The organism is Gluconacetobacter johannae, from assembly GCF_014174305.1.
Classification (GTDB): Bacteria; Pseudomonadota; Alphaproteobacteria; order Acetobacterales; family Acetobacteraceae; genus Gluconacetobacter; species Gluconacetobacter johannae.
Genome location: NZ_JABEQH010000003.1, coordinates 155,537 through 171,100 on the forward strand (window position 1 = coordinate 155,537; position 15,564 = coordinate 171,100).

At 69.2% G+C, this 15,564-nt stretch carries 14 protein-coding genes; 12 read left to right on the forward strand and 2 right to left on the reverse strand.

Annotated features, from left to right (window positions below; genetic code table 11):
- The first annotated feature begins 127 nt into the window (after positions 1-127).
- From HLH21_RS03285 to HLH21_RS03340, 12 genes are read left to right on the forward strand one after another with little or no spacing between them, the layout of a single operon-like run.
- Entirely contained in the window at positions 128-781 is a 654-nt protein-coding gene (locus HLH21_RS03285; protein WP_182941213.1) for a cytochrome c3 family protein, read from the forward strand.
- A complete protein-coding gene (locus tag HLH21_RS03290; RefSeq protein ID WP_182941216.1) occupies positions 769-3,606 on the forward strand; it encodes a 4Fe-4S dicluster domain-containing protein in 2,838 nt (945 codons plus the stop codon). Before HLH21_RS03285 ends, HLH21_RS03290 begins: the two co-directional genes overlap by 13 nt.
- Positions 3,603-4,961: an NrfD/PsrC family molybdoenzyme membrane anchor subunit gene (nrfD, locus tag HLH21_RS03295; protein ID WP_182941219.1), complete on the forward strand. Its 1,359-nt coding sequence runs from the start codon at positions 3,603-3,605 to the stop codon at positions 4,959-4,961. Before HLH21_RS03290 ends, nrfD begins: the two co-directional genes overlap by 4 nt.
- Complete coding sequence (locus HLH21_RS03300) at positions 4,958-5,458, forward strand: DUF3341 domain-containing protein (RefSeq protein WP_182941222.1); 501 nt, start codon at positions 4,958-4,960, stop codon at positions 5,456-5,458. Before nrfD ends, HLH21_RS03300 begins: the two co-directional genes overlap by 4 nt.
- Entirely contained in the window at positions 5,455-5,955 is a 501-nt protein-coding gene (locus HLH21_RS03305) for a c-type cytochrome (RefSeq protein WP_182941225.1), read from the forward strand. The genes HLH21_RS03300 and HLH21_RS03305 overlap by 4 nt, the downstream gene beginning before the upstream one ends.
- Positions 5,952-6,998, forward strand: coding sequence for a hypothetical protein (locus HLH21_RS03310; protein WP_182941227.1), 1,047 nt, complete (start codon positions 5,952-5,954; stop codon positions 6,996-6,998). The genes HLH21_RS03305 and HLH21_RS03310 overlap by 4 nt, the downstream gene beginning before the upstream one ends.
- On the forward strand, positions 6,991-7,371 hold the full coding sequence (locus HLH21_RS03315; protein WP_182941230.1) for a hypothetical protein: 381 nt from the start codon (positions 6,991-6,993) through the stop codon (positions 7,369-7,371). The genes HLH21_RS03310 and HLH21_RS03315 overlap by 8 nt, the downstream gene beginning before the upstream one ends.
- Positions 7,372-7,376: 5 nt before the next feature.
- Positions 7,377-8,144: a thioredoxin domain-containing protein gene (locus HLH21_RS03320; RefSeq protein WP_264811894.1), complete on the forward strand. Its 768-nt coding sequence runs from the start codon at positions 7,377-7,379 to the stop codon at positions 8,142-8,144.
- A complete protein-coding gene (gene coxB / locus HLH21_RS03325) occupies positions 8,141-9,106 on the forward strand; it encodes a cytochrome c oxidase subunit II (protein ID WP_182941233.1) in 966 nt (321 codons plus the stop codon). Before HLH21_RS03320 ends, coxB begins: the two co-directional genes overlap by 4 nt.
- A 5-nt stretch (positions 9,107-9,111) precedes the next feature.
- On the forward strand, positions 9,112-10,767 hold the full coding sequence (locus HLH21_RS03330) for a cytochrome c oxidase subunit I (protein ID WP_182941236.1): 1,656 nt from the start codon (positions 9,112-9,114) through the stop codon (positions 10,765-10,767).
- Positions 10,760-11,407, forward strand: coding sequence for a cytochrome c oxidase subunit 3 (locus tag HLH21_RS03335; protein ID WP_182941239.1), 648 nt, complete (start codon positions 10,760-10,762; stop codon positions 11,405-11,407). The genes HLH21_RS03330 and HLH21_RS03335 overlap by 8 nt, the downstream gene beginning before the upstream one ends.
- A complete protein-coding gene (locus HLH21_RS03340) occupies positions 11,407-11,697 on the forward strand; it encodes a hypothetical protein (RefSeq protein ID WP_182941367.1) in 291 nt (96 codons plus the stop codon). Before HLH21_RS03335 ends, HLH21_RS03340 begins: the two co-directional genes overlap by 1 nt.
- Positions 11,698-11,714: 17 nt before the next feature.
- Here HLH21_RS03340 and HLH21_RS03345 read toward each other — a convergent pair whose 3' ends face one another.
- Together HLH21_RS03345 and HLH21_RS03350 are read right to left on the reverse strand one after the other, a co-directional pair.
- Positions 11,715-13,109: an amino acid permease gene (locus tag HLH21_RS03345; RefSeq protein WP_246379122.1), complete on the reverse strand. Its 1,395-nt coding sequence runs from the start codon at positions 13,107-13,109 to the stop codon at positions 11,715-11,717.
- Positions 13,110-13,197: 88 nt separating this feature from the next.
- Positions 13,198-15,495, reverse strand: a complete 2,298-nt coding sequence (locus tag HLH21_RS03350) for a TonB-dependent receptor (RefSeq protein ID WP_246379123.1) — start codon at positions 15,493-15,495, stop codon at positions 13,198-13,200.
- Between the last annotated feature and the right edge of the window lie 69 nt (positions 15,496-15,564).

The window sequence follows — 15,564 nt, forward strand, 5'->3', positions numbered from 1 at the left end:
TGTGGTCACCGCGACGTGATGGGATCGTTTTCCGTCCCGGTCGCGTTCGAAGGGGGAACGATGCGGGGGTGGATCGGGCCGTCCGCCCGGTCGGCGCGGCCGCGACCAGCAAGGTGGAACATGGCCGATGGCGGCGGTATTCAGTCCACGTGCCAATGTCATCGTTACGGTGGTGATGCTGGGGGCCGTGGGCGTGGTCGTCGGCGTGTGCCTCTGGTGGTTCACGTGGCCGCGGTCCGATTACGTCCGGCATGTCGGGTGGGCGATCCAGCAGCCGGTTCCGTTCAGCCATCAGCATCATGTCGCGGGGCTGGGCATCGACTGCCGGTTCTGCCACAGCAGCGTGGAGCGCAGCGCGCAGGCCAGCCTGCCGCCGACCTTTACCTGCATGACGTGTCATTCCCAGATCTGGACCAATGCCGCCCTGCTGGCGGAGGTCCGCGACAGCCTGTCGGAGAACCGGCCGATCGTCTGGGCGCGCGTGACGGATGTTCCGGATTACGTTTATTTCAATCACAGCATCCATGTGTCCAAAGGTGTGGGCTGCGAGAGCTGCCATGGCGACGTGGCGCGCATGCCCCTGACCTACAAGGCGAAGACGCTGACGATGCAGTTCTGCCTGGACTGCCATCGCGACCCGGGGCCGAATCTGCGGCCGCTTGCGAACATCTATGACACCAACTGGCATCCGGACCCTGCGACGCCGCCGCCCGCCGAGTTGATGCGCGCGTACCATATCGGCGGCCGCAACCTGACGGAGTGCGCGATATGCCATCGCTAGAGGGGCTGCCGGGCGACGAGCGGGACTGGGTCCGGCGTTTTCCGCATCTGGAACAGGCGCTGGCGCATCCGCTGGACCGGCGGCGGACGCTGAAGCTGCTGGCCCTGGCGCTGGCCGGCGGCGGGCTGGCGGGGTGCGACCCCGGCACCCCGGACCGGGGTTTCGTCTCGGCCGTGCGGGCGGCGCCGGGGGTGATTCCGGGGGTGCCCAACATCTATGCCAGCGCGCATGTGCGCGACGGCTATGCCCACGGCATTCTGGTCACCCACCAGATGGGGCGGCCGACCAAGGTGGAAGGCAACCCCGGGCATCCCGCCAGCCTGGGCGCCACCGACATCTTCGCCCAGGCCGCGATCCAGGATTTCTACGACCCCGACCGCGCCAGCGGGCCGCTGCACGACGGCATGCCGGCCGCCTGGCAGGAGGTGACGACCGCGTTGCAGGCGGTGCGCGCGCCCGTCGGAAGCGTGCCGCAGGCGGCGTCCGGCCTGCGTATCCTGACCGGAACGGTCACGTCGCCCACGCTTGGGGCGGCGATCGACGCGCTGCTGGCGGCCCACCCCGGCGCGGTCTGGCATCAATGGGACGCCATCGGGCGGGATGCGGCGCGGCAGGGCGCGGCCCTGGCCTATGGCCGCCCGGCGATGGTGATCCCGGACCTGCGGCAGGTGGATGTCGCCCTGGCCGTGGACAGCGACCTGCTGGACAGCGCGCCCGGCCATCTGCGCCATGCACGGGCCTTCGCCGGACGGCGCAACCCGGTGCAAGGGCCGATGAACCGCCTCTATGCCGTGGAGCCGACGCCCAGCCTGACGGGTGTGGCCGCCGACCACCGCTTCGTCGCGGCCCCGGCCGTCTGCGATGAGATCGTCGGGCGGCTGGGCGCGGCCATCCTGCACAATGCGGCGCCGTCCGGCGGGCCGGACTGGCTGGGGGCGGTGGTGGCCGATCTGCGCGCCCATCCCGGCCGGGCGCTGATCCATCTCGGCCCCGATCACGGGGCCGACGCCCACGCGAGCGTGCACGCGATGAACGAGGCGCTGGGCGGCCGGGGCGGGGCGTTCGACGTGTTCGAGCCGCCCGACTATCGGCCCGCGCAGCCCACATCGACCTTGTCGGCGCTGATGGACGACATGGAGAACGGGCGCGTCCGGGCGCTGCTGATCCTGGACGTCAACCCGGTCTATCAGGTGCCGCGCTTTGCCGCGGCGCTGCCGCGCGTCCCCCTCAGCGTGGCGCTGGCGGACCGGCCGCACGAGACGGCGCAGGCGGCCCGCTGGCATGTTCCGCTGGCCCACGGGTTCGAGGACTGGGGCGACGCCCGCGCCGATGACGGCACAGCGACGATCCTGCAGCCGCAGGCCATGCCGCTTTACGGCGGGATGAGCGCCGTGACCGTCCTGCGGGCCTGTGCCGGGGACGCCGCCCGATCCGCGCGGGAGCAGGTGCGGCAGACGTGGCGGGAGCGGCTGGCGTCCGAGGCCGACTGGCGCGCGGCGCTGGCGGCCGGCGTGGTGCCGGGCACCGCCGCCCCGCGCCTCGATGCGGCGATCGCGACCGTCCTGCCACCCGTATCACCCGCCGGATCGGCGGCGTTGACCCTGCTGCTGCGGCCCGATCCGCATCTGTGGGACGGGCGCGAGGCGAACAACCCGTGGTTGCAGGAACTGCCGCGACCGCTGAGCAAGACCGTCTGGGGCAATCCGCTGCTGATTCCGCCGGAGCTGGCGCGATCGCAAGGCCTGCGTAACGGGGACGAGGTCGCGCTGTCGGTGGGCGCGCATCGCGTCGCGCTGCCGGTGTGGGTGCAGCTTGGGCAGGCATCGGGCTGCGTCGTCGGGCTGCTGGGGTCGGGCCGGCGGCATGCGGGGGCGACGGGCGACGGGGTCGGCACGGACCTGTATCCGCTGCGCGACGCCGCCGGGCCGGTGCGGATTGTCGCCACCGGCCGCACCGTGGCCGTCGCCTGCACCGAGCACCATGCCACGCTGGTCGCCGACGCGCCGTCCGACATCGTGCGGCATGGCACGCTGGCGCGGTTTCGGCAGGATGCTGGATTCCTGGGGAAGATGCAGGATCATCCAGTCCCCGCCGCCGCCCTGTACCGGCGCGACCCCGGCGCCCCGGTGGCGTGGGGGATGAGCATCGACCTGAACGCCTGCATCGGCTGCAACGCCTGCATGACCGCCTGCCAGGCGGAGAACAACGTGCCGGTGGTGGGGCGGGACGAGGTGCTGCGCCAGCGCGAGATGCACTGGCTGCGGATTGACCGGATCTATGAAGGAACGCAGTCCGCCCCCGATACGTTCTTCCAGCCGATGCTCTGCATGCATTGCGAACAGGCGCCTTGCGAGACGGTCTGCCCCGTCGGCGCCACGACGCATGATTCGGAGGGCCTGAACGTGATGGTCTACAACCGATGCGTCGGCACGAAATTCTGTTCCAACAACTGTCCTTACAAGGTCAGGCGATTCAATTATTTCGCCTTCGCCGAGCAGGAACGCCGGCCGCCGATCAGCCGCAATCCGGACGTTTCGGTGCGCGCGCGCGGCGTGATGGAAAAATGCACCTTCTGCGTCCAGCGGATCGCGCAGGCGCGCATCGCGGCCGACCGCGACGGGGTGGCGGAACAGGTGGTGACGGCCTGCCAGGCCGCCTGTCCCACGCAGGCCATCACCTTCGGCGACATCAACGATCCTGACGCCGCCGTCAGCCATCGCAAGGCCAGCCCGCTGACCTATGTGGTGCTGCCCGAACAGGGCACGCATCCGCGCGTGACCTATGAGGGGCGCATCCGCAACCGCAATCCGGCGATCGAACTGTGAGCGGCCCGGCCGCCGTCGCTCCGGTCGTCGCACCTGGCGAGACCGCACAATCGTTGACCGAGCGCATCTGCGCGGTGACGCTGCGCGAGGGCGCGCGCCCGTGGACGCCGCTGTGGTGGTGGGCGGCCCTTGCGGTGTCGCTGGGGCTGCTGGGGATGGGCGTGATCGCGGTCGGGTGGCTGTTCTATGCCGGCCTGGGCATCTGGGGCATCGACTGGCCGGTGGTCTGGGGGCTGGATATCCTCAATTACGTCTGGTGGATCGCCATCGCCTCGGGCGGCACGTTCATCTCGGCGCTGTTCTTCCTGCTGGGGGTGGAGTGGCGCACGGCGCTGAACCGGCTGGCGGAAAGCCTGACCCTGTGCGCGGCCCTGTGCGCCGCCATCTTTCCGATCCTGCATCTGGGCCGGCCGTGGTTCTTCTACTGGTTGTTTCCCTACCCGAACACCATGGGGCTGTGGGCGCAGTTCCGCAGCCCCCTGGTGTGGGATTTCTTCGCGATCCTGACGTACGTCCTGGCGTCGATCCTGTTCTGGTATTTCGGGCTGCTGCCGGATCTTGCGACCTTGCGCGACCGGGCGCAGGGGCAGGGGCGGCGCGTGTTCTATGGCGTGCTGGCCCTGGGTTTTCGCGGATCGGGCCGGCAGTGGCGGCATTATCGCGCGGTCTATGCCGTCATGGCCGCGCTGATGGCGCCGCTGGTGGTGTCGGTGCACAGCATCGTGGGCATGGATTTCGCGGGCAGCGCCGCCACCGGCTGGCATTCCACGCAGTTTCCGCCATTCTTCGTGTTCGGCGCGGCCCTGTCGGGGTTCGCCGTCGTGCTGCTGGCCATCCTGCCGCTGCGGTCGCTGCTGGGCCTGCACGCCTATGTGACCGAGCGGCATATCGACGTGCTGGGCCGGCTGTTCCTGACCAGCAGCCTGTGTGTCGGCTACGCCTATGTCATGGACGCCTTCGCCACCTTCTACGGGCCGGACGAGGCGGACCGGACGATGTTCCTCATGCGCGTCTTCGGCCTGTATGCGCCGGTCTATTGGGGCACCATCGTCCTGAACATCGTGTTTCCGCAATTGCTGTGGTGGCGGTCGGTGCGGCTGACGCAGCCGCTGGTGTGGCTGATCGGCCTGGGGGTGCTGGTGGGCATGTGGCTGGAGCGGTTCCAGATCATCGTGACCAGCCTGGCGCGCACGCAACTGCCCTCGACCTGGGGGCAGTACACGCCGACGCTATGGGAATGGAGCCTGCTGTTCGGCACGATCGGGCTGTTCCTGACCGCCTTCCTGCTGATCGTGCGGCTGATGCCGGTGGTGGCGATGGCCGAAATGCGGGCCATGCTGCGGGGGCCGGCATGATCGTCGCCGCCTTCGCCACCGAAGCCGCGATGCGGGAGGCCGCCGCCGAGATCCGGCGCGGCGACCCCGGCGGCGTCGAGACCTATATGGCGATGGAGCCGGACGAGGCACAGGGTGGGGCGGAAGGCGGCTCCATCCTGCCGGCGGTGATGCTGGGCGGCGGGGTCGCGGGCGGGCTGGGCGGTTTCCTGATGCAGGCCTATGCCACGACCATCAGCTATCCGCAGAATATCGGCGGCCGGCCGGACCTGTCCTGGCCCGCCTATATTCCCACGACCTTCGAACTGGCGGTGCTGGGCGCGGTGGTCGCCGGCATGGCCGGGTTCCTGGTGCTGGCCGGGATGCCGCGCCTGTACGACCCCGTCGACGAGGCGGAGGGCATGCGCGCGGCGATGCTGGGGGGCTATGTCCTGGTCGCGCGTCCCACCGACGCCGCCCGCGCGCGCCAGGTGCTGTCCCGCCACGCCGCGATCGGAATCGAGGACGTGGCGGAATGAGGAACGCCGCCGCCTTCGCTGTCGGGATCGCGGCCATGGCCCTGGTGGTCGCGGGCTGCGACGACATGACCAGCCAGAAGAAGCAGAACCCGTACGCCAGCCGCGCCACCGCGCCGGGCGACGTCCCGTCCGGCACGGTGCAGTACGGCGAGGCGCCCCGGCCGGCGCCGCCGCTGACCATGGCGCTGCTGGAGCGTGGACGGACCGAATATCATGTGTTCTGCGCGCCCTGCCATGCCGAGACGGGCGACGGGCATGGCATGATCGTGCAGCGCGGCTTTCCGGCCGCGCCGCCGCTGGCCACCGCCGAACTGATGGCTGCCCCGCCGCAGCGGCTGTACGACGTCGTGACCGGCGGCTGGGGCGTGATGTACGGCTTCGCCCAGCGGATCGCGCCGGACGATCGCTGGGCCGTCGTCGCCTATGTGCGTGCGTTGCAGCGCAGCCAGCACATGATGCTGGCCGACCTGACACCCCGGCAGCGGGCCGCGCCATGAGGGGACCCCTGGCCCGTACCGAACGCGTGGCGTGGGGCGTCGCCGGACTGGCGGGGCTTGGGGTGCTGGCCGGGCTGGTGTGGAGGCCCCATGCGGTCTACGGCCCGTGGCTTGCGGCGTGCGCCGCCTGGCTGGGCTGGCCGCTGGGCAGCATGGCGCTGATCCTGGCGCACGCGCTGACGGGCGGGCGCTGGGGCGACACGCTGCGCCCGGCCCTGCGCGCCGGGGTGGCCACGCTGCCGCTGGGCCTGCCGGCGCTGGCGGTGCTGCTGGCCGGGGCGGGTGATCTCTATCCCTGGCTGCACGCGCACGGCGCCAACCGGTTCTATCTGAACGCGCCGTTCGCCCTGCTGCGGGTCGCGCTCTATGCGCTGGTCTGGGGCACGCTTGCGGTGGTGTGCCTGCGGGGGCGGGAGGTGGCGCGCATTGCGCCGGCGGGGCTGATCCTGCTGGCGCTGACCTTCAGTTTCGCGGCCATCGACCTGACGGAATCGCTCGACCCGCGCTTCAGTTCCAGCGCCTACGGGCTGATCGCATCCGCAGGGGCGGGGCTGCTGGCGCTGGCGCTGGGCATGCTGCTGGCCCTGCTGGCCGGCGGGGTGGCCGACCGGGACGCTGTGCGCGACCTGGCCCGGCTGCTGCTGGGGCTGACGGTGCTGTGGGCCTATCTGGATTTCATGCAGTTCCTGATCGTCTGGCAGTCCAACCTGCCGGTCGAGGCCGCCTGGTACGGCCGCCGGCTGCATGGGGGGTGGGGCGCCATCGCGGTGGGGATCGCGCTGCTGCATTTCCTGCTGCCCTTCGTGCTGCTGATGCTGGCCCCGCTGCAGGTCAGGCGGCCGGTCGTCGTGGCGGCGGCGACACTGCTGGTGGTCATGGAGGTGGTGCGTAACCTGTGGCTGGTCCTGCCGGAACGCGCGCCGGTGTCGGTGCTGCTGACCCTGGCGTCGCTTCTGCTGTTCGCGGCGGCGGGGGCGGCGCTGGGCCTCCGCTCGATGCTGCGCCAGGGCGCGGCGATGGGCATGGGGGGCGCCCATGGCTGACGATCCCGCCCCGCATTTTTCCCGCCCCCGTCACGAACCCGCGGACGTGACCCTGCGGCCGGTCGTGGCCGTCGGCTTGGGGGTGGGCGTCGCGGTGGTGGCGCTGGCGGTGCTGGCCGATGTGCTGTTCCCGCAGCGCGCGCTGGACATGCTGCTGCGCGCGCCCCTGCCGCCGATGACGTCGCCCGCCCTGCAAAGCGATCCGCCGGCCGACATGGCGGCCTTCCGCGCGGCGGACCTGGCGCGGCTGACCGGTTTCGGCTGGGTGGATCGCAAGGGCGGCGTGGCCCATGTGCCGATCGACCAGGCGATGCGGCAGGTGGCGCGGGACGGCATTCCGGGCTGGCCCGCCGCCGGGGCGGGCCGGCCATGAGGCCCGTGGCGGCGGCATTTCTGGTCCTGGCGGCGGCGCTGGTGTCGCCGGGGCCGGCGCGGGCCGGGCCGATGCAGGATCTGGCCTTCACCCAGCGGCAGGGGGCGTCGCTGCCGCTGGATGCGCGCTTCACCGACACGGCGGGGCGCACCCTGCCGCTGGGGGCGTTCCTCGACGGGCATCCGGCCATCCTGTCGATGGGCTATTACAATTGCCCCAACCTGTGCGCGCTGGAACGCGAGGATCTGCTGCATGCCCTGGGCGTGAGCGGCCTGAAGCCGCCCGGCGATTATGCGCTGATCGTCGTCAGCATCGACCCCGCCGAAACCGCCGCCCTGGCCCGGCAGGCCCGGCAGGACGACCTGGCCCGCCACGCCACCGACGGCGCCGAGCAGGGCTGGCACTTCCTGGTGGGCCAGGCGGGTTCGATCCGCCGCCTGGCCGAGGCGGTGGGGTTCCATGCGCGCTACGATCCGGCGCTGAAGCAGTATCTGCATCCGATGGGGCTGGTCTTCGCGACGCCGGCCGGCATGGTCTCGGGCTATGTGCTAGGGGTCGGCTACCGCCCTGGCGATGTCCGGCAGGCCCTGGCGCAGGCCGCCCTGGGCCGGCGGGCCGAGGCGTCGCCGGTCCTGCTGCTGTGCTTTCATTACGATGCCGCCACCGGGCGCTATACGCTGGCGACCTGGAAGCTGCTGCGGCTGGGGGCTGCGATGACGGTGCTGGCCCTGGGGACCGGGCTGGCCATGGCCCATTGGCGGAGGGGCCGATGACCTGGCTGCCCGAAGCCTCGGCCCATGCCATGCGGATCGACCTGTTGCTGGCGGGGCTGGTCGTCATCAGCCTGGCGGTGCTGGGGCTGGTGTTCGGGCTGATGCTGCTGAACATCCTGCGCTTCCGCGCGGGCCGCACCACGGCCATCGCCCGCGCCATCGCGGCCCATAAGAGCTGGAGGTTCGAGATCGTCTGGACGGCCGTGACGCTGGCGATCTTCTTCGCTCTGTTCCTGTGGGCCACGCAGCTTTATGTCGTGGGCTTCCGGCCGCCGGCCGGGGCGATCCAGGTCTATGTCACCGGCAAGCAATGGATGTGGAAGGTCCAGTATCCGGGCGGCCAGCGCGAAATCAACGCGCTGCATGTGCCGGCGGGCCGGCCAGTGCAACTGCTGCTGACATCGGAAGACGTGATCCACGATTTTTCGATCCCGGTCCTGCGGATCAAGCACGACGTGCTGCCCGGCCGGTACCAGAGCCTGTGGTTCACCGCCGACAGGACCGGATCGTTCCGGTTCTATTGCACGCAGTTCTGCGGGCTGGCCCATTCGCGCATGACCGGCACGCTGACCATCCTCAGCGCCGCGGACTATGCCGGCTGGCTGAACAGCACGCCGGCCAGCGGCAGCCTGGCCGCGACGGGCGAGGCCCTGTTCATCCGCAGCGGGTGCAGCGGCTGCCATGCCTCCAGCCGCTATGCCCCCGACGCGGCCGATACCAGCCGGGCGCCGTCGATGGTCGGGCTGTACGGCAGCCGGGTGGTGCTGGCCGACGGGCGCGCGGTCGTGGCCGACGCCGCGTTCCTGCACGATTCCATCGTCGATGCGCCCCGCAGGCCGGGGGCGTCCTTTGCGACCGAGATGCCGTCCTTTCGCGGCGTGCTGAGCGAGGACGAACTGGCCGCGCTGGTCGCCTATCTGCAGACCCTTTCGCCCACCCTTCCGCCGAGTGCAGGGAATTGAACGCGATGTCGGGAACGCTGGACCCTACCGCCCCGCAGCGGAGCTACCTCTGGCAGGACGGCACCCTGCGATCGTGGCTGCTGACGCGCGACCACAAGCGCATCGCCCTGCTGTACCTGGGGTCGATCACCGCGTTCTTCGCGCTGGGCAGCGTCGGCGCGGCGCTGGTGCGGCTGCAACTGCTGGAACCTGGCGGCACCATCCTGTCCGACGCCACCTATAACCGGATGTTCACCATGCATGGGGTGGTGATGGTCTGGCTGTTCCTGGTGCCCTCCATTCCGGTCACGCTGGGCAATTTCCTGGTCCCGCTGATGCTCGGCGCCCGCGACCTTGCGTTTCCGCGCCTCAATCTTCTGAGCTGGTACCTGTTCGTGGCGTCTGGCCTGCTGGTGGTCTACGGGCTGTTCCGGGGCGGGCTGGAAACCGGCTGGACCTTCTATACCCCGCTTTCGTCCGAATATACCGAAGGGCGCGTGCTGCCGGTGGTGCTGGGGGTGTTCCTCAACGGTTTTTCTTCGATCGCCACGGGGGTGAATTTCATCGTCAGCATCCACCAGTTGCGCGCGCCGGGGATGGGCTGGTACCGGCTGCCGCTGATGCTGTGGGCGCTGTATGCCACCAGCGTCATCTTCGTGCTGGCGACGCCGGTGCTGGGCATCACGCTGCTGTTGCTGGCGTTCGAGCATCTGTTCCGGGTCGGGGTGTTCGACCCGTCGCTGGGCGGCGATCCGCTGCTGTTCCAGCAGCTGTTCTGGTTCTACTCCCACCCCGCCGTCTACATCATGATCCTGCCCGGCATGGGGGTGGTCAGCGAGATCGTCAGCACCTTCTGCCACAAGCCGGTGTTCGGCTACCGGTTCGTGGCGTGGTCCTCGGTCTCGATCGCGGCGATCGGCTTCGTGGTGTGGGGGCACCACATGTTCGTGGCCGGGACGTCGCTTTATTCCGCCATCGTCTTTTCGATGTTCAGCTTCTTCGTCTCGGTCCCGTCGGCCATCAAGGTCTTCAACTGGCTGGGCACGATGCATGGCGGGTCGATCCGGCTGGACGCGCCGATGCTGTATGCCATGGGGTTCATCGGGCTGTTCACCGTGGGCGGGCTGACCGGGTTGTTCCTGGCCTCGCTGGCCGCCGACGTGCATCTGACGCAGACCTATTTCGTGGTGGCGCATTTCCACTACATCATGGTCGGCGGCATGGTGTCGGCCTATTTCGGGGGGCTGCATTACTGGTGGCCCAAGATCACCGGCCGGATGTATCCCGAGACCTGGGGGCGCCTGGCCGCCGGACTGATCTTCTTCGGCTTCAACCTGACCTTCCTGCCGCAGTTCATCCTGGGGTTCGAGGGCATGCCGCGCCGCTATGCCACCTATCCCGCGCAGTTCCAGGTGCTGAACGTGCTGTCCTCGGCCGGGGCGGGCATCCTGGCCGTGGCCTATGCGCTGCCGCTGGTCTATTTCACCTGGTCGCTGTTTCGCGGCGCGCGCGCGCCCGACAATCCGTGGCGGGCGACCGGGCTGGAATGGCGGACCGCATCGCCGCCGCCGGTCGAGAATTTCGCCGAGACGCCGGTGGTGACCACCTACGCCTATGATTACGCCGAACTGGACGGCCGCGCCGGCCCGCCGGGCACGGCCGTGGGGGGGCCGCATGTCTGACGGTTCGGCGCTGGATCATCACTCCCCGTACGAGACGCCCCTGCATCGGGACGAGACCGCGATCGCCGGCATGTGGCTGTTCCTGGCCAGCGAGGCCTTGCTGTTCGGCGGGCTGTTCCTGATCTGCCTGATCTATTCGCATACCCGCGCCGGTGGCTGGGCCGAGGGCGTGCGGCACACCAATCTGGCGATCGGGGCCGCCAACACCCTGATCCTGATTACCAGCAGCGCGGTCTATACGATGGCGGTCGAGGCCGGAAAGCGCGGCGACAACCGCCGCGTGGTCCGGGCCGGGTTCGGCGCGGCGGCGCTGGGCCTGACGTTCCTGGCCCTGAAGGGGGGCGAATGGGGGCAGGAATTCCGGGAGAACCTGTTTCCCGGCCCGCATTTCGCCCTTCATGGCCCTGACGCCGGGGGCGCCCAGCTTTTCTACAGCTTCTATTTCCTGGCGACCTTCCTGCACGGCATGCACATGGTGGTCGGCATCGGGTTGATCCTGTGGATCTGCCGCAAGGCCCGGCACCGGGCGTTCAGTGCCGCCTGGAACACGCCCGTGGATATCGTGGGGCTGTACTGGAGCTTCGTCGACCTGGTCTGGATGCTGCTGTTTCCGCTGCTCTATCTGATCGGGCGGGCGTGATGGCGCGCATCGCGGCCTGCTGGGGAATGCTGGTCCTGCTGCTGGCGGCGGAACTGGTGGCCGCGCGCATGGGGTCCGGCATCGGCGTGGGCGTGCTGGCCGTCCTGATGGTGCTGGTCATCGTGCTGGGTTTCATGCAGATCCTGCGCGCGCCGCCGCTTGCGATCATCTTCGCGCTGGGCGGCCTGTTCTGGCTGACGATCCTGCTGGCGCTGGGCAGCCTGGACAGTTTCACGCGCACGACCGTCCCGGTGCACGCGGCCGCCCTGCCGGGGCCGACCGCGGAGTAGCATCCGGGGGTGCGGGGTCAGTCCTCGGCTGGTGCGCCGCGCAGCGCCAGCGTGCCCTTTTCGAGCAGGACGATGAAACCGACGGTCAGGGACCCCAGGATGACTTCCATCCGCGTATGCGTCGTCGCGACCAGCATCGTCAGCAGCGCGCCCACCAGCAGGGCCAGCGTGACGTAGGAAATCCACGGGAAGCCCCACATCGGCAAGGTGGGGTGATCGCCCCGGGCGATGGTCCGGCGACGCAGGCGGATCTGGGCGATTGCGATCAGCACATAATCGAACAGCACGAAGGTGCCGGTCGCGCTGACCAGGAAGGCGAACACCAGGTCGGGCGACAGCATGCCGGCGAGGGCCACCAGGATGGCGATGACGCTGCCGGCCAGGATGGCCCGGCGCGGCGTGCCGTTGGCGCTGCGCGACAGGAACAGGCGCGGCGCGTCCCCGCTTTCGGCCAGTTCGCACAGGACACGCGATGTCACGTACAGGCCCGAATTCAGCGCCGACAGGGTAGCGACCAGCATCACCCCCGTCATCAGCAGCGACGCGAAGGGAATGTCGAGGCGTTGCAGCGTCGTCAGGAACGGCGAACGCCCCGGAATCACCGCCGCCCACGGCGTCAGGCACAGGATCAGCCCGATCGACAGCAGGTAGAAGATCAGGATTTTCAGCACCACCGAGCGCGTGGCCTGGCCGACGCTTTCCGCCGGGTGGGTGGAGTCCATGGCGGCGATGGTCGTGATCTCGGCGCCGGCCATCGACAGCATGATGGCGGGAATGCTGGCCATCAGGGCGAAGCCCCCGTGCGGGAACAGGCCGCCATGGGCCAGCAGGTTGGAGGGGATGTCCGTGCGGTATCCGGTAAAGCCCAGCAGCGCGCAGCCGCCGATGGCGATGAAGATCACGATGGTCATGATCTTGGTCATCGAGAACCAGTATTCGAATTCGCCGTATCCCCGGACCGAGCACAGGTTGATGGCGGTCATCACGGCGATGATGGCGCATTCGATCGCCAGGAACGGCAGCGGCAGCAGCGGCGCCAGGAAGCTGGCCGCCGCGATCGCCTCGATCCCCAGGATGGTCGCCCACATCACCCAGTAGGTCCATCCGCCCACGAAGGCGGTGCGCGGGCCGATGCCGCGCCGGATGTGCGCGACGAACGACCCGGCGTCGGGGGCGGCGACGGTCATTTCGCCCAGCATCCGGGTGACGCACAGGATAATCAGCCCGGCCAGCAGGTAGGACAGGAACACGCCCGGCCCGGCGGTGGCGATGGCGCTGGACGAGCCCACGAACAGGCTGGCCCCGATCACGCCGCCGATCGAGATCATCGCCACATGGCGCTTACGCAGTCGCGCGTCCCCGGCATCGTCCGGCACGGACGATGCCGGCGACACGGCGGTGGAGATGGACATCGGCTTGGGCCTCCCGCCTGGTGTCAGGGCATTTCGGCCCCGATTATAGGTATCGGAACCGGAATGTCATGGCCTGCCGGAGACGCGGTCAGAATTGCTGGGAAATTCCGGTCAGGATGGTGCGGCGCAGCCCGTATTGCGGCGCGCCGACCCCGATGCCGCTGCCGTCGCGCAGTTCGTAGGTGCGGTCGAACAGGTTGGTGACGTCCAGCCGCACCTGGGTGCGCTTCAGGAACGGCACATGGAACAGGTCCCGGAACGACTGGACCAGCGACAGGTTGAAGGTGACATATTGCGGCAGCTTCGCACCGTTTGGAATGTCGCTGTCCGCGCGCAGGCCGTTGCCGTAGACCATGGTGGCCGACAGGCGCGTGGGGTGCCCGGTGCGGTGGAAGAAGGTGTAAGACCCGCCCGCCGACGCCGTCCAGCGCTGGTCGTGGTCCAGATGGACCCAGTGCTGCCGGATATAGGCCAGGTCGTCGGGCGAGAAATTGAATTGCGCGCTGGTGATGTCCTTGCCGATGGCGCGCGACCAGGCCATGTTGCCGTACAGCGACAGCGGGCCACGGTCGTACGACGTGCTGACCTCGTAGCCGTTCACCTGTCCGCGCCGATAATTGAAGCCCGACAGGATGATCGGCGCGCCGAACTGGCCTTCGTCGATCAGGTTGTGCGCCAGCTTGTAATAGGCGTCGAACGAGGCGCGCCAGCCCGGCAGGATCTGCTGGGTGATGCCGGCATCGAAATAATGGTCGCTTTCGGCCCGGACGGTGTCGTTGCGGGTGCCGGGTGCGGCGGCGCTGGTGCCGTCGAACCGGCTGACCGACGTGCCGCTGACGACCTCGAACGGCGGCGGGGTGAAATAGCGGGAATAGCCGGCATGCAGCGTCGTGCCGCGCAGCGGGGTCCAGACCAGGTTCAGGCGGGGGCTGAGCTGCTTCTGGTGGGTGTATTCGTCCACCCCGTCCAGCCGCAGCCCGTAATTGACCGTCAGCGCGCGCAGCGGCTGCCATTCGTCCTGGGCGTACAGGCCCCAGATCCAGCCGGTGCGTCCGCTGCCGTCATGGATCGAAACCGGACTGTCGCCATAGACCGGGTCGCCGTTCGCATCGACGCCCGCCTGCTGGTAGACCAGAGAATCCGCCTTGGACACGTTGCGTTCGACGAACGCCTGGTAGCCGAAGCGCATGGTGTGCCGGCGGTTGATGCGCCATGTCACGTCGCTCTGGCTGCCCGACGAGAAGACCGAGCGCGCGGCTTGCTGCGCGATGCCGTTATAGACCAGGTCCCCCAGCATGTCCGGGGAATAGCGCAGGCTGCTGTACCGGACGAACGCCGAGGTCTGGAGGCTGAACTTTCCGATTTCCTTCTGCAGGGACAGGATGCCGAAATCGGTGATTTCCTTCTGGCGCTCGTCCAGGCCGGCGCTGTCCACGCTGCCGGCCAGTTGCTGCGCCAGCGCGCTGCCGGAATAGGCCGGCTGCTGGAATTGCGTCTGCTGTCCGGGGTTGTTCGGAAGCTGGTATTCCGCGTTGGACACGCCGGCGATCAGGCTGATGCGGGTGTCCTCGTCGGCCGTGTACCGCAGGTGGCCCAGGGCGTGGTACTGGTTGCTCAGGTCGTGCACGGCGTTGAAGCTGGGGGTGGTGTTCTCGATCGCCATCCGGTCGTGCAGGAAATCGCCGGTGGCGAAATAATCCCATTTTCCGTGATGTCCGCCATATTGCAGGGACGGAAAGAAATAATCCCGCGCCCCGCCATAGACCGAGGCATCGCCGCCGGGGTTCGTGGCGCCGTTCTTGGTGGTGATGTCGATCACCGCCGCCTGCAGGAAACCGTATTCGCTGGGCAGCGCGCCCGTCGTCATCGACAGGGAATCGGCAAAGCGGGTCATCAGCGTCTGGCCGAACACGGTCAGGCCTTCGGGCAGCTGCACGCCGTCCAGGCGGAACTGGACCTCGTTATGGTCGCCGCGGACATGGATCTGGCCGTAGCTGTCCTGCGTCACGCCGGGGGCCTGCAACAGCACGCCGTTCAGCGGCGCGTTGTCCCCGCCGGGCACGGTTTCGATGGCGGTACGGCTGAAGCGATAGACCGTGGCCCCCGTCGAGGGTTGCAGGGCCGAGCGCGCCCGGTCGAGGCGCGCCGTCACGGTGATGCGCTCGGGGGCCGAGGACGGGGTCGTGGCGTCCGGCGCGGCGGGTTGGCCGGTCGAGGGCGACGATGGGGCGGTTTTGGTCCCGGCGGGCTGTCCCTGCGCCACGGGCGCGGTCGTGTCGGCGCGCGCCGGCGTCATGGCCAGGGCCATGGTCAGGGCCACGGGGGCCACACCCGACAGCAACAGGGTCATCGACGCGCGACGGGCGGAAGGGCGAAATACGGGCATGCGGGGCGATCTGTCCGGCTGGGAAGGAGGGTGTGTTCTCTTGTCCCTCTAAACCGTATGATATAACGT

Bases quoted from the DNA above. Each gene is read 5' to 3' on its own strand.
- HLH21_RS03285 (WP_182941213.1), top strand. From the start codon at position 128: ATGGCGGCGGTATTCAGTCCACGTGCCAATGTCATCGTTACGGTGGTG.
- HLH21_RS03290 (WP_182941216.1), top strand. From the start codon at position 769: ATGCCATCGCTAGAGGGGCTGCCGGGCGACGAGCGGGACTGGGTCCGG.
- HLH21_RS03300 (WP_182941222.1), top strand. From the start codon at position 4,958: ATGATCGTCGCCGCCTTCGCCACCGAAGCCGCGATGCGGGAGGCCGCC.
- HLH21_RS03305 (WP_182941225.1), top strand. From the start codon at position 5,455: ATGAGGAACGCCGCCGCCTTCGCTGTCGGGATCGCGGCCATGGCCCTG.
- HLH21_RS03310 (WP_182941227.1), top strand. From the start codon at position 5,952: ATGAGGGGACCCCTGGCCCGTACCGAACGCGTGGCGTGGGGCGTCGCC.
- HLH21_RS03315 (WP_182941230.1), top strand. From the start codon at position 6,991: ATGGCTGACGATCCCGCCCCGCATTTTTCCCGCCCCCGTCACGAACCC.
- coxB (WP_182941233.1), top strand. From the start codon at position 8,141: ATGACCTGGCTGCCCGAAGCCTCGGCCCATGCCATGCGGATCGACCTG.
- HLH21_RS03330 (WP_182941236.1), top strand. From the start codon at position 9,112: ATGTCGGGAACGCTGGACCCTACCGCCCCGCAGCGGAGCTACCTCTGG.
- HLH21_RS03335 (WP_182941239.1), top strand. From the start codon at position 10,760: ATGTCTGACGGTTCGGCGCTGGATCATCACTCCCCGTACGAGACGCCC.
- HLH21_RS03340 (WP_182941367.1), top strand. From the start codon at position 11,407: ATGGCGCGCATCGCGGCCTGCTGGGGAATGCTGGTCCTGCTGCTGGCG.
- HLH21_RS03345 (WP_246379122.1), bottom strand. From the start codon at position 13,109: ATGTCCATCTCCACCGCCGTGTCGCCGGCATCGTCCGTGCCGGACGAT.
- HLH21_RS03350 (WP_246379123.1), bottom strand. From the start codon at position 15,495: ATGCCCGTATTTCGCCCTTCCGCCCGTCGCGCGTCGATGACCCTGTTG.